The organism is Mesorhizobium sp. LMG 17147, from assembly GCF_024297145.1.
In the GTDB taxonomy this organism is placed as follows: domain Bacteria; phylum Pseudomonadota; class Alphaproteobacteria; order Rhizobiales; family Rhizobiaceae; genus Mesorhizobium.
Genome location: NZ_JANCTC010000003.1, coordinates 133239 through 149515 on the forward strand (window position 1 = coordinate 133239; position 16277 = coordinate 149515).

At 62.1% G+C, this 16277-nt stretch carries 14 protein-coding genes; 12 read left to right on the forward strand and 2 right to left on the reverse strand.

Going from position 1 to position 16277, the window contains the following annotated elements:
- The first annotated feature begins 10 nt into the window (after positions 1 to 10).
- From NMG46_RS08255 to NMG46_RS08285, 7 genes are all read left to right on the forward strand, one after another.
- Positions 11 to 1414 (forward strand): pyruvate dehydrogenase complex E1 component subunit beta, encoded by a 1404-nt coding sequence (locus NMG46_RS08255; protein ID WP_254817190.1) that lies wholly within the window; start codon positions 11 to 13, stop codon positions 1412 to 1414.
- A 17-nt stretch (positions 1415 to 1431) separates the two neighbouring features.
- Entirely contained in the window at positions 1432 to 2808 is a 1377-nt protein-coding gene (locus NMG46_RS08260; protein ID WP_254817191.1) for a pyruvate dehydrogenase complex dihydrolipoamide acetyltransferase, read from the forward strand.
- Positions 2809 to 2943: 135 nt separating this feature from the next.
- A complete protein-coding gene (locus NMG46_RS08265) occupies positions 2944 to 3582 on the forward strand; it encodes an SGNH/GDSL hydrolase family protein (protein ID WP_254817192.1) in 639 nt (212 codons plus the stop codon).
- An 11-nt stretch (positions 3583 to 3593) separates the two neighbouring features.
- Positions 3594 to 5039, forward strand: a complete 1446-nt coding sequence (gene lpdA / locus NMG46_RS08270) for a dihydrolipoyl dehydrogenase (RefSeq protein WP_254817193.1) — start codon at positions 3594 to 3596, stop codon at positions 5037 to 5039.
- Positions 5040 to 5137: 98 nt separating this feature from the next.
- Positions 5138 to 5395 carry a GlsB/YeaQ/YmgE family stress response membrane protein gene (locus NMG46_RS08275; protein ID WP_023675081.1) on the forward strand — a complete coding sequence of 86 codons (258 nt, stop codon included), beginning with the start codon at positions 5138 to 5140 and terminating at the stop codon, positions 5393 to 5395.
- A 137-nt stretch (positions 5396 to 5532) separates the two neighbouring features.
- A complete protein-coding gene (gene lipA, locus NMG46_RS08280; RefSeq protein WP_254817194.1) occupies positions 5533 to 6498 on the forward strand; it encodes a lipoyl synthase in 966 nt (321 codons plus the stop codon).
- Positions 6499 to 6510: 12 nt separating this feature from the next.
- Positions 6511 to 6972, forward strand: a complete 462-nt coding sequence (locus NMG46_RS08285; RefSeq protein ID WP_254817195.1) for a type II toxin-antitoxin system RatA family toxin — start codon at positions 6511 to 6513, stop codon at positions 6970 to 6972.
- Here the strand turns inward: NMG46_RS08285 and NMG46_RS08290 are convergent.
- Both NMG46_RS08290 and NMG46_RS08295 read right to left on the reverse strand, forming a co-directional pair.
- A complete protein-coding gene (locus NMG46_RS08290) occupies positions 6948 to 7457 on the reverse strand; it encodes a CinA family protein (protein ID WP_254817196.1) in 510 nt (169 codons plus the stop codon). The genes NMG46_RS08285 and NMG46_RS08290 overlap by 25 nt on opposite strands.
- On the reverse strand, positions 7454 to 8674 hold the full coding sequence (locus NMG46_RS08295) for a bifunctional 2-C-methyl-D-erythritol 4-phosphate cytidylyltransferase/2-C-methyl-D-erythritol 2,4-cyclodiphosphate synthase (RefSeq protein WP_254817197.1): 1221 nt from the start codon (positions 8672 to 8674) through the stop codon (positions 7454 to 7456). The genes NMG46_RS08290 and NMG46_RS08295 overlap by 4 nt, the downstream gene beginning before the upstream one ends.
- A gap of 180 nt (positions 8675 to 8854) precedes the next feature.
- Between NMG46_RS08295 and dusB the strand changes: the two genes are divergently transcribed.
- The 5 genes from dusB to NMG46_RS08320 all read left to right on the forward strand — a co-directional run bounded on the left by dusB (position 8855) and on the right by NMG46_RS08320 (position 16244).
- Positions 8855 to 9883, forward strand: coding sequence for a tRNA dihydrouridine synthase DusB (dusB, locus tag NMG46_RS08300; RefSeq protein WP_254817198.1), 1029 nt, complete (start codon positions 8855 to 8857; stop codon positions 9881 to 9883).
- Positions 9880 to 11022 (forward strand): nitrogen regulation protein NR(II), encoded by a 1143-nt coding sequence (locus NMG46_RS08305; RefSeq protein WP_023675075.1) that lies wholly within the window; start codon positions 9880 to 9882, stop codon positions 11020 to 11022. Before dusB ends, NMG46_RS08305 begins: the two co-directional genes overlap by 4 nt.
- The gene (ntrC, locus tag NMG46_RS08310; protein WP_254817199.1) at positions 11019 to 12479 is read left to right on the forward strand and encodes a nitrogen regulation protein NR(I); all 1461 of its coding nucleotides are present in this window, start codon (positions 11019 to 11021) and stop codon (positions 12477 to 12479) included. Before NMG46_RS08305 ends, ntrC begins: the two co-directional genes overlap by 4 nt.
- Positions 12480 to 12607: 128 nt before the next feature.
- Positions 12608 to 14893, forward strand: coding sequence for a PAS domain-containing sensor histidine kinase (locus NMG46_RS08315; RefSeq protein ID WP_254817200.1), 2286 nt, complete (start codon positions 12608 to 12610; stop codon positions 14891 to 14893).
- Positions 14883 to 16244 (forward strand): sigma-54 dependent transcriptional regulator, encoded by a 1362-nt coding sequence (locus NMG46_RS08320; RefSeq protein WP_254817201.1) that lies wholly within the window; start codon positions 14883 to 14885, stop codon positions 16242 to 16244. The genes NMG46_RS08315 and NMG46_RS08320 overlap by 11 nt, the downstream gene beginning before the upstream one ends.
- Positions 16245 to 16277: the final 33 nt, after the last annotated feature.

Sequence of the window (16277 nt, forward strand, 5' to 3'; positions counted from 1 at the left end):
GGGCAAGGACATGCCGATCGAAATTCTCATGCCCGCCCTCTCGCCGACCATGGAAGAGGGTAATGTTTCCAAGTGGTTGAAGAAAGAGGGCGACAAGGTCGTAGCCGGTGACGCCATTGCCGAGATCGAGACCGACAAGGCAACGATGGAAGTCGAAGCCGTGGACGACGGCACGCTTGCCAAGATCGTGGTTCCTGCCGGCACCGAGGGTGTCAAAGTCAACACACTGATCGCTGTGCTGGCCGTCGATGGCGAAGACGTCGACGAGGCAGGCGAAGGTATCGGCGAGGAGGCCATTGAGTCGCAAGCGGAAGCGCCCGCGGCTGCTCCGCCCCCCGCGGCTGCTCCGGCCAAGAGCGAAGCTGCAGCACCTGTTGCCGCCGCACCCAGGCTGGAAATTGCCGCCGATCCCGACGTCCCGGCCGGCACCGAAATGGTCTCGACCACGGTACGTGAAGCCTTGCGCGATGCAATGGCGGAGGAAATGCGCCGCGACGGCGATGTCTTTGTCATGGGCGAGGAGGTTGCCGAGTACCAGGGCGCCTACAAGATCACGCAAGGCCTGTTGCAGGAATTCGGTCCGCGGCGCGTGGTCGACACGCCGATCACCGAGCACGGCTTTGCCGGCGTTGGTGTTGGCGCGGCGATGGCCGGCTTGAAGCCGATCGTCGAATTCATGACCTTCAACTTCGCCATGCAGGCGATCGACCAGATCATCAATTCTGCCGCCAAGACGCTCTACATGTCTGGCGGCCAGATGGGTGCCCCGATCGTCTTTCGCGGCCCGAACGGGGCGGCTGCCCGCGTCGCCGCGCAGCATTCGCAATGCTATGCCGCCTGGTACAGCCATATTCCCGGCCTGAAAGTGGTGATGCCTTATACCGCCGCCGACGCCAAGGGTCTGCTCAAGGCGGCGATCCGCGACCCGAACCCGGTCATCTTCCTCGAGAACGAAATCCTTTACGGCCACTCCTTCGACGTGCCGAAGATCGACGATTTCGTGCTGCCGATCGGCAAGGCGCGCATTCACAAATCCGGCAAGGACGTGACCATCGTCTCGTTCGGCATCGGCATGACCTACGCGATTAAGGCCGAGGCGGAGTTGCGTGGCATGGGCATCGATGCCGAGATAATCGACTTGCGCACCATCCGCCCGCTCGACTTCGACACGATCATCGCCTCGGTCAAAAAGACCAATCGCCTGGTGGTGGTCGAGGAAGGCTTTCCGCAGAACTCGGTCGGCGACCATATCGCCAATCAGGTCTCGCAGCGCGCCTTCGATTTCCTCGACGCACCGGTCATCACCATTGCCGGCAAGGACGTGCCGATGCCCTATGCGGCGAACCTCGAAAAGCTGGCGCTGCCCAATGTCGGCGAGGTCGTCGAGGCGGTCAAAGCCGTCACGTATCGCTGAGCAGGGCGGAGGACAAAATGCCTATCAACATCACCATGCCGGCGCTGTCGCCCACAATGGAAGAGGGCAACCTTTCCAAGTGGCTGGTCAAGGAAGGCGACAAGGTTTCGCCCGGCGACGTGATTGCCGAGATCGAGACCGACAAGGCAACGATGGAAGTCGAAGCCGTCGACGAAGGCACGGTCGCCAAGCTGGTGGTTCCGGCCGGCACTGAAGGCGTCAAGGTCAATGCGCTGATCGCGGTGCTGGCGGCTGAGGGGGAGGATGCGGCGGCCGCCGCGAAAAGCGGTGACGGCGCTGCGCCGGCAAAGGCTGAGGCTCCGAAAGCGGACGCCTCCAAAGCTGAAACACCAAAGCCCGAAGCGCCGAAGCAGGAGCCTGCCGCACCTGCAGCTAAGGCGGAAGCGGCGCCGGCCGCCAACGGCCATGCAAACGGCGAGCGCATCTTCGCCTCGCCGCTGGCCCGGCGCATCGCCAGCGAAGCCGGTATAGATGTCGCGGCACTGACCGGCTCCGGCCCCCACGGCCGCGTGGTAAAGGCCGATGTCGATGCCGCAATTTCCGGTGGCGGCGCCAAGGCGGCACCAGCAGCAAAAGCGGCGCCCGCCGGCGCTGCGGCACCTGCGACCGCAGCACCCAAGGCGATGCCGGACGAGCAGGTGCTCAAACTGTTTGCCGAAGGCTCCTACGAGCTGATCCCGCACGACAATATGCGCAAGACCATTGCGCGGCGGCTGGTCGAGGCCAAGACCACCATCCCGCATTTCTATCTGACGCTGGACTGCGAACTCGATGCACTTCTGGCCCTGCGCACACAGATCAATGCGGCCGCCCCGGTGAAGAAGACCGAGAAGGGCGAAACGCCGGCCTACAAGCTGTCGGTCAACGACATGGTCATCAAGGCTCTTGCCATGGCGCTGATCGCGGTTCCGGATGCCAATGCGTCGTGGACAGAAAACGCCATGATCAAGCACAAGCACGCCGATGTCGGCGTTGCCGTATCGATCCCCGGCGGCCTGATCACCCCGATCATCCGGCGTGCCGACGAAAAGACGATGTCCGTTATCTCCAACGAGATGAAGGACCTTGCCGGCCGCGCCCGCAGCCGCAAGCTGAAGCCGGAAGAATATCAGGGCGGCACCACGGCGGTGTCCAATCTCGGCATGTTCGGCGTCAAGGATTTTTCTGCCGTCATCAACCCGCCGCATGCGACGATTCTGGCGGTCGGCGCCGGCGAGCAACGCGCGGTGGTGAAGAACGGCGAGATCAAGATCGCAACAATCATGTCGGTGACGCTGTCGACCGATCACCGCGCAGTCGACGGTGCGCTCGGCGCCGAGCTGCTCGTCGCCTTCAAGCGCATGATCGAAAATCCGATGGGCATGCTGGTCTAAGCAGGGAACAGGGCGGTGCGGAAATTCTACACCAGCCTTTTCGCCTCCATCCAATCCGGCTCGTAAACGATTATCGTACATTGGCTGTTCGGGCGGTAGCGATTGCGGATAGGTCTTTGTTGGGGGGGAAAACGCATGAAAACGGTCCTCTGCTATGGCGATTCGCTGACCTGGGGCTATGACGCGGCAAGCCTCGGCCGGCACCCGCTGGAAGATCGCTGGCCGAGCGTGCTGCAGGCGGCACTGGGCAGCGGCGTCGAGGTCGTTGCCGAAGGCCTGAATGGCCGAACCACCGCCTTCGACGATCACTTGGCCGGGGCGGACCGCAACGGCGCAAGGCTGTTGCCAACAATCCTAACGACGCACGCACCGATCGACTTGATCATCATCATGCTCGGCGCCAACGATATGAAGCCGTGGATTCACGGTAATCCGGTCGCGGCCAAGCAAGGCATGCAACGCCTGATCGATATCGTGCGCGGTCACGATTACCCATTCAATTGGCCGGCGCCGCAGATCCTGATCGTCGCGCCGCCCGTGGTCAGCCGCACGGAAAACGCCGAGTTCAAGGAAATGTTCGCCGGCGGCGATGACGCGTCAAAGCGGCTGGCGCCGCAATATTCCGCCCTTGCCGACGAGGCCGGCTGCGGCTTCTTCGATGCCGGCACGGTGGCCAAAACGACGCCGCTCGACGGCGTCCACCTCGACGCAGAAAACACGCGGAACGTCGGGCAAGCGCTGGCGCCGTTCGTGCGCCTTATGTTGGAATTGTGAAGGAGAAAGCCGTGGCTGAGAACTACGACGTCATCATCATCGGCTCCGGCCCCGGCGGCTATGTCACTGCAGTGCGTTCGGCGCAGCTTGGCTTCAAGACGGCGATCGTCGAGCGCGAGCACTTGGGTGGCATCTGCCTGAACTGGGGTTGCATTCCGACCAAGGCGCTGCTGCGCTCCGCCGAAATCATGCACTATTCGGATCATCTGAAGGACTACGGCCTGAAGATCGACGGCAAGGTCAGCGTCGACACAGCCGCCGTCGTCGATCGGTCACGAAAGGTCTCGCTGCGGCTCAACGGCGGCGTCGGCTTCCTGATGAAGAAGAACAAGGTTGACGTCATCTGGGGCGAAGCCAAGCTGACCAAACCTGGCGAGATCGTTGTGTCGAAATCGTCGAAGAAGCCGATGGAGCCGCAGCCGCCGGCGCCCAAGGGCGTCAAGGGCGAGGGCACCTATAGCGCCAAACACATCATTCTGGCGACCGGCGCCAGGCCGCGCGCGCTGCCCGGCATCGAGCCTGACGGCAAGTTGATCTGGACCTATTTCGAGGCGATGGTGCCGAAAGAGATGCCAAAATCGCTGCTGGTGATGGGCTCGGGCGCCATCGGCATCGAGTTCGCCTCGTTCTACCGCACCATGGGCGCCGAGGTGACGGTGGTCGAACTGCTGCCGGCTGTGATGCCGGTCGAGGACGCCGAGGTCTCGAAATTCGCGCAGAAGCAGTTCGAGAAGCAGGGCATGAAGATCATCCTAGAAGCCAAGGTGACCAAGGTCGAGAAGGGCACTAACTCGGTCACCGCGCATGTCGAGATGAAGGACGGCAAGGTCGAGAAGATCACCGCCGATCGTATGATCTCGGCCGTCGGCGTACAGGGTAACATCGAAAACCTCGGCCTGGAGACGCTCGGCGTGAAGACCGACCGCGGTTGCGTCGTCGTCGACGGCTACGGCAAGACCAATGTGCCGGGCGTCTACGCCATCGGCGACGTTGCCGGACCGCCGATGCTCGCCCACAAGGCCGAGCATGAGGGCGTGGTCTGTGTGGAAAAGATCGCCAATTTCCCCGGCGTGCATGCCACCGACAAGCTGAAGATCCCGGGCTGCACCTATTGCAATCCGCAAGTCGCCTCGGTCGGACTGACGGAAGCCAAAGCGAAAGCCGACGGAAAGGACATCCGTGTCGGCCGCTTTCAGTTCGCGGCAAACGGCAAGGCGATTGCGCTCGGCGAGGACCAAGGCTTCGTCAAGACCATTTTCGACAAGAAGACTGGCCAGTTGCTGGGTGCCCACATGGTCGGCGCAGAAGTAACCGAACTGATCCAGGGCTTCGTCGTGGCGATGAATCTGGAGACCACCGAGGAAGAGCTGATGCACACGATCTTCCCGCACCCGACGCTGTCAGAGATGATGAAGGAGAGTGTACTCGACGCCTATGGTCGCGCACTGAATGCATGATAAATTAGTTGGGCGAGTCTCACAGGGAAGACACAAAGGAACTCGACGGCAGAGCAATTCGTTTCGCAGGCATTATCCATCATACAAGGAGAGGGCATATGGAAATGAACGGCGTGGGCTGGGTAGCAGCCATCATCATCGGTGGCCTGGCGGGATGGCTCGCCGAGATGGTCATGAAGAGCAATACCGGCATCCTCATGAACATCGTTCTCGGCATTGTCGGCGCAATCGTGTTGAACGCCATCTTGCAGGCCCTGAACATCGGCATCTTCGGCGTCGGCTGGATCGCCTATCTGATCACCGGCTTCATCGGCGCCTGCATTCTGATTGCGGTCGGACGACTGGTGCGCCGCTAACCTCTGTCGGCACTTGCTATGCGAAAAAGGCCACCGCGGCATGCGTGATCACGGCCTTTTTCTTTTCGCCGAAAAGTCCTAGATGACGTGGGTAGAGCGAGCGCTGGACAAGCGCTTGCCAATTAGCCGGGTTTCACATGGTCACCGTCCTCGACACGATTGCCAATGCGCCGCGCTTGCGGCATCCCGAAAAGGCGCACAAGCCAGATCAGGACGTACTGCGCAAGCCCGACTGGATCCGCGTCAAGGCGCCGATGTCGAAAGGCTATGCCGAGACGCGCGAAATCGTGAAGTCTCACAAACTGGTGACGGTTTGCGAAGAGGCGGGCTGCCCCAATATCGGCGAGTGCTGGGAGAAGAAGCACGCCACCTTCATGATCATGGGCGAGATCTGCACGCGGGCCTGCGCCTTTTGCAATGTCGCCACCGGCATCCCGACCGCACTCGATCCCGACGAGCCGGCGCGTGTCGCGCATGCGGTCAAGCAGATGGGCTTGAGCCATGTCGTCATTACCTCCGTCGATCGCGACGATCTCGCGGATGGCGGGGCCCAGCATTTTGCCGATGTCATCCGTGCGATCAGGGCAGCAACCCCGTCGACGACGATCGAAATCCTGACGCCCGATTTCCTGCGCAAGGACGGTGCGCTGGAGATTGTCGTGGCGGCCAAGCCGGATGTTTTCAACCATAATCTCGAGACCGTGCCGTCTAACTATCTGACGGTTCGGCCGGGCGCGCGCTATTTCCACTCGATCAGGCTCTTGCAGCGGGTCAAGGAGCTTGACCCCTCGATCTTCACCAAGTCCGGCATCATGGTTGGCCTTGGTGAGGAGCGGAACGAAATCCTGCAACTAATGGACGATCTGCGTTCGGCCAATGTCGATTTCATGACCATCGGCCAATATCTGCAGCCGTCGAAGAAACACCATCCGGTGATCCGCTTCGTCACGCCTGAGGAATTCAAGTCCTTCGAGACGATCGGCAAGACCAAGGGCTTCCTGCTGGTGGCGTCAAGCCCGCTGACGCGCTCGTCGCACCATGCCGGCGACGATTTCGCCAGACTACGCGCGGCGCGTGAAGCGTTTCTCAGGAAGTCCGCCTAACAAACTGGTTTCATGCCACAATTCGAAGCCCATCGCCGCGTCGCGCATACGCCGGAGCAGATGTTCGCTCTGGTCGCCGATGTCGAATCCTATCCGCAATTCCTGCCGCTTTGCGAGGCACTGACGGTTCGCTCACGCAAGGAACGCGACGGACGCACCTTGCTCATCGCCGACATGAGCATCGGCTACAAGGCGATCCGCGAGACCTTTACCACGCAGGTGCTGCTGAAGCCGGACGAGAACGCCATCGATGTCAAATACATTGACGGCCCTTTCAAATATCTGAGCAATGTCTGGCGCTTCGACCCGGCGGACGGCAGCGGTTGCAACGTCTGCTTCTTTATCGACTACGAGTTCAAGAGCCGCATTTTGGGTGCGTTGATGGGAACCATGTTCGACCGTGCCTTCCGCATGTTCTCCGAGGCGTTCGAGAAAAGGGCCGAAATCATCTACGGCGCGCCATCGGCAGCCTGATCCGCAGCGAGCGCGCGCAGACCCAGCTCAAGCGCATGCCGGACCGTCTCCCGGCGGATGAAATCACGGCCCTTGTCGGCGAAAAGCTGGCATTCGCTGACTACCGGCCGGCCAGCCACGGCGACGCCGAACCAGACCAGGCCGACAGGTTTTTCCGCCGAGCCGCCGGCCGGACCGGCGATGCCAGTTACCGCCAGTGCAAGCCCGGCCGGCGAATGGGCCAAGGCTCCGGCCGCCATCTCCACTGCGGTCTCGCGCGAGACCGCGCCGTGCGCCTCGAGCGTAGCGGCCGAGACGCCGAGCATCTCGGTCTTGGCCTGATTGGAATAGGTGATGAAGCCGCGATCGACCACCGCGGAAGAACCGGCGATGTCGGTCAGGGCGGCGATGATCATGCCGCCGGTGCAGCTCTCGGCCGTCGCCAGCGTGATGCCGCGCTGCTGGCAGGCCTGAAGCAGGGCATCTGCGAGATCGCTATTGCTCACTCGGGGATATTCCCTGGAAACACGACGCTGGCGGTCGCGATGGCCGCTATGCCTTCCTCACGGCCGACGAAGCCGAGCTTCTCATTGGTTGTCGCCTTGATCGAAATGCGATCCAGCGAAATTCGCAGGATTGCGGAAAGCGTTTCGGTCATGGCCTCGCGATGCGGGCCGACGCGCGGCGCCTCGCAGATCAAGGTGATATCGGCGTTGGCGATGCGCCCGCCGCGCGCGCGCACCAGCTTGGCCGCGTGTTCGACGAAGATGCGTGAAGCGGCCCCTTTCCACTGCGGGTCGGAGGGCGGGAAATGCGTGCCGATGTCACCGGCGCCGCAGGTGGCGAGCAGGGCGTCGGTCAAGGCGTGGAGACCGACATCGGCATCCGAATGGCCGGACAATTTCCTGTCGTGTGGAATGGCGACGCCGCACAGGGTGACATGGTCGCCGGGCTCGAACGCATGGACGTCATAGCCATTGCCCGTTCGGATGTCGGGAAAACGTGGGGCGCTAGAAAGCCGCTGATCCGCCATTGCAATATCCCGTGCCCAGGTCAGTTTGACGTTGTCCGGCGAGCCGGGAACGATCTTCACCGGAATATGCGCCCATTCGGCGATTGCCGCATCGTCGGTGAAATCAGCTTTGCCGAGATGATGAGCCTTTTCGTGCGCAGCCAGGATCGGCCAGAACGGAAAGCCTTGCGGTGTCTGTGCGGCATAAAGCCCGGCCCTGGACACGGTTTCGCCGATCATGCCTTCGGCCGTTTCGCGCTTGAGCGTATCGGCAACCGGCAAAGCAGGCAGTGCCCCCTGGCGCTCGCCAATAGCTGCGATCGTGCGGTCTATTAGTTCCGCATCGACAAACGGCCGGGCCGCATCATGGATCAGGACCCGGCCCGGCGCATTGCTTCTCAACGCCAGCAGTCCAAGGCGGACGGACTCCTGCCGTGACGTACCGCCGGTCACAGCGACGACACGGTCGGCGTTCGCACCGGCCGCACGGCGGAAAAGCGCGCTGTCGTCGGCATGGATAGCAACGACGACAGGTCCAATCTTCGGATGCATCAGAAAGGCACCGAGCGTGCGTGCAATAACGGCGCCGCCGCCAATTTGCTGGTACTGCTTCGGCCCATTGGCCTGTCCGGCGCGCGCGCCGCGGCCGGCAGCAACGATGACCACGGCGACCTTGTCGTCCGCAGCTTGCTTTTCGCTCACATCTCTCATGCCGAGACGCTTAACGCATGATCCCGAAAAGTGGTATCGCTTTTGAAAGACCCGGGATTGATGCGGTGCGGCGATCCGTTTTTTCCCAAATGCGCCTTAATGTCACGACATTGCGCGTTGCACATTGCCGTCGTTCTGGCTAGAGAATGTGCAGCAACCGAAGGTGCTTGGTTTTTGTGCATGCCTGATGTGACCAAATTAGCTTCGCCGCTGGATGTGGATGGCGTGAGAATCCGCAATCGCGTATTTCTCGCGCCGATGTCGGGCATCACCGACGAACCGTTCCGGCAACGCGCCCATGCCCATGGCGCCGGGCTGGTCGTATCGGAAATGGTGGCGAGCGGTGAGCTTGCAAAGGGCAGGGCTGGTTCGGGCCTGCGCATCCGTCATTCCGGGCTGCCTGTCCACATGGTCCAGCTTGCCGGCCACGAGGCAATGCACATGGCCGAAGGCGCGCGAATCGCGGTCGGCGAAGGCGCCGACATCATCGACATCAACATGGGCTGTCCGGCCAAAAAGGTGACGGGCGGCTATGCCGGTTCGGCACTGATGCGAGACCTCGACCACGCGTTGTCGCTGATCGAAGCGGTAGTCGGCGCGATCGCGGTGCCAGTCACGGTCAAGATGCGGCTCGGGTGGGACGAAGGCGCGCTCAACGCGCCGATGCTGGCGCGACGCGCCGAGCAGGCCGGGGTGAAGATGGTGACGGTGCACGGCCGCACGCGTTGCCAGTTCTATCAGGGCAAGGCCGATTGGCGTGCCATCGCACGCGTCAAGCAGGCGGTCTCGATCCCGGTCGTTGCCAATGGCGATGTCGGCTCGCCGGCAGAGGCCGCGTCGATCCTCGAGCAGTCTGGCGCCGACGCGGTGATGATCGGCCGCGCGCACTATGGCGCGCCGTGGACGGCCGGCAGCATTGTAGCGGCCGCGCTGGCCGAGCCGGTATCCAGCATGCCGGAAAGCCCGCAAGCGCTGGCCGACTACGTCATTGCCCATTACGAAGACATGCTGGCGCTCTATGGCGTGGAAAGCGGAGTGCGCCAGGCGCGCAAGCATCTCGGCTGGTATCTCGACCGCCACGCCGGCGGCACAAGCGACGACCGGCGCAAGACCATACTCACGTCTTTCGAGCCTGGGCATGTCATTGCCTTGCTGCGCGACATGTTTTCAACCGCTCTCGAAGCGGCGAACCTGCGGAGTGCGGCATGAACGCCACCGTCACACAGAGCACGGATATGGCGGACGCCGCGCATATTGTGCTCAACACCATTCGCCGGCCGGTAATCATGGTCGATCCGCAAGGTTTCATCACCTTCGCCAATGCCGATGCCGAGGATTTTTTCCGGTCGAGCGCCACGATGCTCGCCCGCAACACGCTGCACAAGCTCATTCCTTTCGGCAGCCCGCTGCTGACGCTTGTCGACCAGGTGCGCGAGCGCCGGGCGCCGGTCAACGAATACCGGGTCGACGTGTCGTCGCCACGTCTCGGCATCGAGAAGGTGGTCGACCTCTACGTCGCACCAGTGACGGAATTTCCAGGCTCGGTCGTGGTGATGTTCCAGGAACGCTCAATGGCCGACAAGATCGACCGGCAGATGACGCATCGCGGTGCGGCACGCTCGGTCACCGGCCTCGCCGCGATGCTTGCCCATGAGATCAAGAACCCGCTGTCCGGCATTCGTGGTGCTGCGCAGTTGCTAGAGCTGTCGGCGTCCGACGAGGATCGCGCACTGACCAGGCTGATCACCGACGAGACCGACCGCATTGTCTCGCTGGTCGACCGCATGGAGGTGTTTTCCGACGAGCGCCCGATCGACCGCTATCCCGTCAACATTCATGTCGTGCTCGACCATGTCAAGGCAATCGCCAAGAACGGTTTTGCCAAGCGAATCAAGATATTGGAGGACTATGATCCATCATTGCCTCCGGTTTTTGCCAATCGCGACCAGCTCATCCAGGTGTTTCTCAATCTGGTAAAAAATGCCGCCGAGGCGATCGGCAGTGATCCGCAGGGCGAGATCATGCTATCGACCGCCTTCCGTCCGGGCATCCGTGTTTCCGTACCCGGGACCCAGGACCGCGTATCGCTGCCATTGGAATTCTGCGTGCGTGACAACGGTTCGGGTGTTTCCGAAGACATCCTGCCGATCCTCTTCGATCCTTTCATCACCACCAAGCCGAACGGCTCCGGTCTCGGTCTGGCGCTGGTCGCAAAGATCGTCGGCGAGCATGGCGGCATCATTGAATGCGAATCGACCCCGCGCGGCACCACTTTCCGCATCCTGATGCCGGCGTGGAAAGAAACCCAGTTTGGCACCGACGACGACGGTGAAGGAGACCGCAAATGACCGTTCGCGGCAATATTCTCGTCGCCGACGACGATGCGGCCATCCGCACTGTCCTCAACCAGGCGCTTTCGCGCGTCGGCCATGACGTGCGCGTCACCTCCAACGCTTCGACGCTGTGGCGCTGGGTTGCGGCGGGCGAGGGCGATCTGGTTATCACCGACGTTGTCATGCCTGACGAGAACGCCTTCGACATGCTGCCGCGCATCAAGAAGGCGCGACCGGAACTGCCGGTCATCGTCATGAGTGCGCAGAACACGTTCATGACCGCGATCCGTGCCTCCGAAACCGGGGCCTACGAGTATCTGCCGAAACCGTTCGACCTGACCGAGCTGCTCAACATCGTCAACCGCGCTCTTTCCGAGCCGCGGCGGCCGAAGATCGATACGCGGGCCGACGAGCCGCCGGAAACGATGCCGCTGGTCGGCCGCTCGGCGGCCATGCAGGACATCTACCGCATGCTGGCGCGCATGATGCAGACCGACCTGACGGTCATGATCAGCGGCGAGTCGGGTACCGGCAAGGAACTGGTGGCGCGCGCGCTGCATGAGTACGGCCGCCGCCGAGGCGGTCCGTTCGTCGCTATCAACATGGCGGCGATCCCGCGCGACCTGATCGAATCGGAGTTGTTCGGGCACGAGAAGGGCGCCTTTACCGGCGCGCAGAACCGCTCCACCGGCCGTTTCGAGCAGGCCGAAGGCGGCACGCTCTTCCTCGACGAGATCGGTGATATGCCGATGGAAGCGCAGACGCGGCTGCTGCGTGTGTTGCAGCAGGGCGAATACACCACGGTCGGCGGCCGCACGCCGATCAAGACCGACGTGCGCATCGTCGCTGCCACCAACAAGGACCTGCGCACACTGATCAATCAGGGGCTTTTCCGCGAGGACCTGTTCTACCGCTTGAACGTTGTGCCGCTCAGGCTGCCGGCGCTGCGCGAGCGGTCGGAGGACATTCCGGACCTCGTCCGCCACTTCTTCAAGCTCGGCGTCAGTGAAGGCTTGCAGACCAAGCGCATTTCTACCGGCGGCATCGAGCTGATGAAGCGCTACCCATGGCCCGGTAATGTGCGCGAACTCGAAAACCTCATCCGCAGGCTGGCCGCACTGTATTCGCAGGACGAGATTTCCGCCGAGATCATCGAGGCGGAGTTGAAGACCGGCGAAAGGCCTGTCGTTCCAGGTGGCGGCAACCTCATTCCCGACGACCTTTCCATCGGCCAGGCGGTGGAGCATTTCCTGCAACGCTATTTTGCCTCGTTTGCCGGCGACCTGCCCCCGGCCGGGCTCTATCAGCGAATCCTCTCCGAGGTCGAATATCCGCTGGTCCTCGCCTCGATGACCGCAACGCGCGGTAACCAGATCAAGGCTGCCGAATTGCTGGGGCTCAACCGCAACACGCTGCGCAAGAAGATTCGCGAACTCGGCGTCAACGTCTACAAATCGTCCAGGCAGGTCTAGACGAATCCCTTTACGAGCGCTTTCCAGGGGATCGATTGCCGAAAGATTTCCGTCTCGGCCACACTTGTTGCATAATCGCCACAATGCGTTGCATACATCCGACGTAATCACTGGCTCTAGACGGCGACATGGCCCTGCACGCACCGACACTGAGCAAATCGCTTTTCAGCAATACGGGCGCGCGAGACGGTCGCCGGCTGCTTGCGCTGCCGGGCGTGATCGCCATTGCCGGTGCGCTGGTGACGGCGGCGATCTCCTTCGCCATTCTGGTCGGCGCGACGCCGATCACGCCCGACGCGAGGACGACGCTGGCACTGATTGCGCTTAATGCGGCGTTCGTCCTGTTTCTGATCTTGCTGGTCGTCCGCGAGGTGCATCGCATCCTGATGGCACGACGGCACGGCAAGGCTGCGTCGCGCCTGCACGTGCGCATAGTGGCGATGTTTGCGCTGGTCGCCGCCATCCCCGCCATCATGGTGGCGATCATCGCGTCGATCACGCTCGACATCGGCCTCGACCGCTGGTTCGAGATCCGCACCAAGACGATCGTCAATTCGTCGTTGTCGATCGCTGACGCCTATGTGCAGGAAAACGCGCGAAATCTTCAGGGCACGACGTTGTCGATGGCTTACGACCTCGACGCTTCGCGCACGCTTTACGGCCTCGATCGTACCGGTTTCCTCGACCTCATGAACAAGGAGGCGGTGGGTCGCTCGCTGGCGCACGCGGCACTCATCAAGCCCGATGGTTCCTTCGTCATGAGCGCCAAGACCGACGCGGACTTTGCCATGCCGGAGCCGCCTGAGGGCGCCGTGGCAAGCGCTGCCGACGGCAAGCCGGTGCTGATAGAACCGCGCACCCGCAACATCATGGGTGCCATCGTCAAGCTGCGCGAGATCGACGGCCTCTATCTCTACACCATCCGCCTCGTCGATCCCGAGGTGATCAAGGCACGGCAGATCGTCAAATCCAACACCGCCGAATATCGCGGTCTCGAAGACAACCGCCGCACCTCGCAAGTGGCTTTCGCGCTTCCCTATCTGTCGCTGACGCTGATCATCATCCTGTCCGCCATCTGGACCGGCATTGCGGTGGCCGACCGCCTGGTGCGGCCGATTCGTCAGCTCATCGGCGCGGCGGACGAGGTCGCTACCGGCAATCTCGACGTAGCCGTGCCTGTCCGCCCCTCCGACGGCGACGTCGCCTCGCTCGGCGACACCTTCAACAAGATGCTGATGGAGCTGAAATCGCAGCGCAACGAGATCCTGTCGGCCAAGGATTTGATCGACGAGCGGCGGCGCTTTTCGGAGGCGGTGCTTGCCGGCGTCACCGCCGGGGTCATCGGCGTCGATCCATATGGCATCGTCACCATCGTCAACCGTTCGGCCGAAACGATGCTGGCCATATCCGCGCCGGCAGCGCTTGGGCAGAACCTTTCCGCGGTGCTGCCGCATGTCGGCCGCGTCTTCGAGATCGGCCGCAAATCGGGCAAGCCGGTCTATCGCGAACAGGTTACCTTCTATCGTGCCGGCACCGAACGGACCTTCAACGTGCAGATCACGATTGAAGCCGGCGACGACGGTTCGGAGGATAAGTCCTACGTCGTGACAGTCGACGACATTACCGATCTGGTCCAGGCACAGCGTTCCTCTGCATGGGCCGACGTGGCGCGGCGCATCGCCCACGAGATCAAGAACCCGCTGACGCCGATCCAGCTTTCGGCCGAGCGCATCAAGCGCCGGTACGGCAAGGTCATCATCGAGGACCGTGAGGTTTTCGATCAATGCACCGACACCATCATCCGGCAAGTGGAGGACATCGGCCGCATGGTCGACGAGTTCTCGGCGTTCGCCCGCATGCCGAAACCGGAAATGAAGGCAATCGATCTGCGCGATTCGTTGCGCGAGGCCTCGTTCCTGGTCGAAGTAAGCCGCGCCGACATCACCTTCGAGCGCGTCTTCGGCAATGAGCCGCTCAAAGGCACGTTCGACAGCCGCCTGATGGCGCAGGCGTTCGGCAACGTCATCAAGAATGCTGCCGAAGCCATCGACGGACTTGATGCAGAGGATCGTCCGCACGGCATAATCCGGATTCAAGCCGGGCGTCAGAATGGCGCGATTCGAATCGACGTCATCGACAACGGCAGGGGCTTGCCGCGCGAAAACCGGCAGCGCTTGCTCGAGCCTTACATGACGACACGCGAGAAAGGCACCGGGCTTGGCCTCGCTATCGTCAAGAAGATCGTGGAGGACCATGGCGGGCGACTCGAATTGCACGATGCACCAGCGGACTTCCACGATGGGCGGGGTGCAATGATCAGCATCATCCTGCCGGTTGCCGCCACAGTTCCGATACGCGGCGAGGGCAAGACAGAACACGAAAAAGAAACTGAAAAGGTCGGTAATGGCGTCTGATATTCTCATCGTCGATGACGAGGAAGACATCCGCGAACTCGTCGCCGGTATCCTGAGCGACGAAGGTCACGAAACACGCACGGCGTTTGACGCCGACAGCGCGCTGGCGGCGGTCGCCGACCGAGCACCCCGGCTGATCTTCCTCGACATCTGGCTGCAGGGCTCGCGGCTCGATGGCCTCGCTCTGCTGGACGAGATCAAGACGATGCACCCGAACCTGCCGGTGGTGATGATCTCGGGCCACGGCAATATCGAAACGGCGGTCTCGGCCATCCGCCGCGGCGCCTATGATTTTATTGAAAAGCCGTTCAAGGCCGACAGGCTGATCCTTATTGCCGAACGGGCGCTTGAAACGTCCAAATTGAGACGCGAGGTTTCGGATCTCAAGTTGCGCAGCGGCGAGACTTTCGACCTCATCGGCATGTCGTCGGCAATGAGCCAATTGCGCCAGACCATCGAGCGCGTCGCGCCGACCAACAGCCGCGTCATGATTATCGGCCCCTCCGGCTCGGGCAAGGAACTGGCGGCGCGCGCCATCCACGCATTGTCGGCGCGCAAGAGTGCACCTTTTGTGACGCTGAGCGCCGCCAACATCACGCCTGAGCGTATGGAGATCGAGCTGTTCGGCACCGAATCGAACGGCGTCGAACGCAAGGTCGGCGCGCTGGAGGAAGCCCATCGCGGCATTCTCTACATCGATGAAGTGGCCGACATGCCGCGCGAGACGCAAAACAAGATCCTGCGCGTGCTGGTCGAACAGCAGTTCGAGCGGGTAGGGGGCACCAAGCGGGTCAAGGTCGACGTGCGCATCATCTCGTCGACCTCGCAGAACCTCGAAGCCATGATCGCCGACGGCCGTTTCCGTGAGGACCTTTATCATCGCCTGGCCGTGGTTCCGGTCATGGTGCCGGGACTGGCCGAGCGTCGCGAGGACATTCCTTATCTGGTCGACAATTTCATGAAGCAGATCGCTCGCCAGGCCGGCATCAAGCCGCGCCGCATCGGCGACGACGCGCTGGCGGTGCTGCAGGCGCACAACTGGCCGGGCAACGTTAGGCAGTTGCGAAACAATGTCGAGCGTCTGATGATCCTGGCGCGTGGCGACGATGTCGATGCGCCGATCACCGCCGACCTCTTGCCTGCCGAGATCGGCGACGTCATGCCGCGCACTCCAAACAAGTCCGATCAGCACATAATGGCGCTGCCGCTGCGTGAAGCACGCGAACAATTCGAAAAGGATTATCTGATCGCCCAGATCAACCGTTTTGGCGGCAACATCTCGAAGACGGCAGAGTTTATCGGCATGGAACGCTCTGCATTGCACCGCAAGCTGAAGTCGCTGGGCGTCTGACAGCCAAACCAGTCGTGGCCCACGCAATTATCG

Coding starts and splice junctions, on each gene's coding strand:
- lipA (WP_254817194.1), top strand. CDS start 5,533: ATGGTCACCGTCCTCGACACGATTGCCAATGCGCCGCGCTTGCGGCAT.
- NMG46_RS08315 (WP_254817200.1), top strand. CDS start 12,608: ATGGCCCTGCACGCACCGACACTGAGCAAATCGCTTTTCAGCAATACG.
- ntrC (WP_254817199.1), top strand. CDS start 11,019: ATGACCGTTCGCGGCAATATTCTCGTCGCCGACGACGATGCGGCCATC.
- NMG46_RS08295 (WP_254817197.1), bottom strand. CDS start 8,674: ATGAGAGATGTGAGCGAAAAGCAAGCTGCGGACGACAAGGTCGCCGTG.
- NMG46_RS08260 (WP_254817191.1), top strand. CDS start 1,432: ATGCCTATCAACATCACCATGCCGGCGCTGTCGCCCACAATGGAAGAG.
- NMG46_RS08265 (WP_254817192.1), top strand. CDS start 2,944: ATGAAAACGGTCCTCTGCTATGGCGATTCGCTGACCTGGGGCTATGAC.
- NMG46_RS08320 (WP_254817201.1), top strand. CDS start 14,883: ATGGCGTCTGATATTCTCATCGTCGATGACGAGGAAGACATCCGCGAA.
- NMG46_RS08255 (WP_254817190.1), top strand. CDS start 11: ATGCCGATCGAAATTCTCATGCCCGCCCTCTCGCCGACCATGGAAGAG.
- dusB (WP_254817198.1), top strand. CDS start 8,855: ATGCCTGATGTGACCAAATTAGCTTCGCCGCTGGATGTGGATGGCGTG.
- NMG46_RS08275 (WP_023675081.1), top strand. CDS start 5,138: ATGGAAATGAACGGCGTGGGCTGGGTAGCAGCCATCATCATCGGTGGC.
- NMG46_RS08285 (WP_254817195.1), top strand. CDS start 6,511: ATGCCACAATTCGAAGCCCATCGCCGCGTCGCGCATACGCCGGAGCAG.
- NMG46_RS08305 (WP_023675075.1), top strand. CDS start 9,880: ATGAACGCCACCGTCACACAGAGCACGGATATGGCGGACGCCGCGCAT.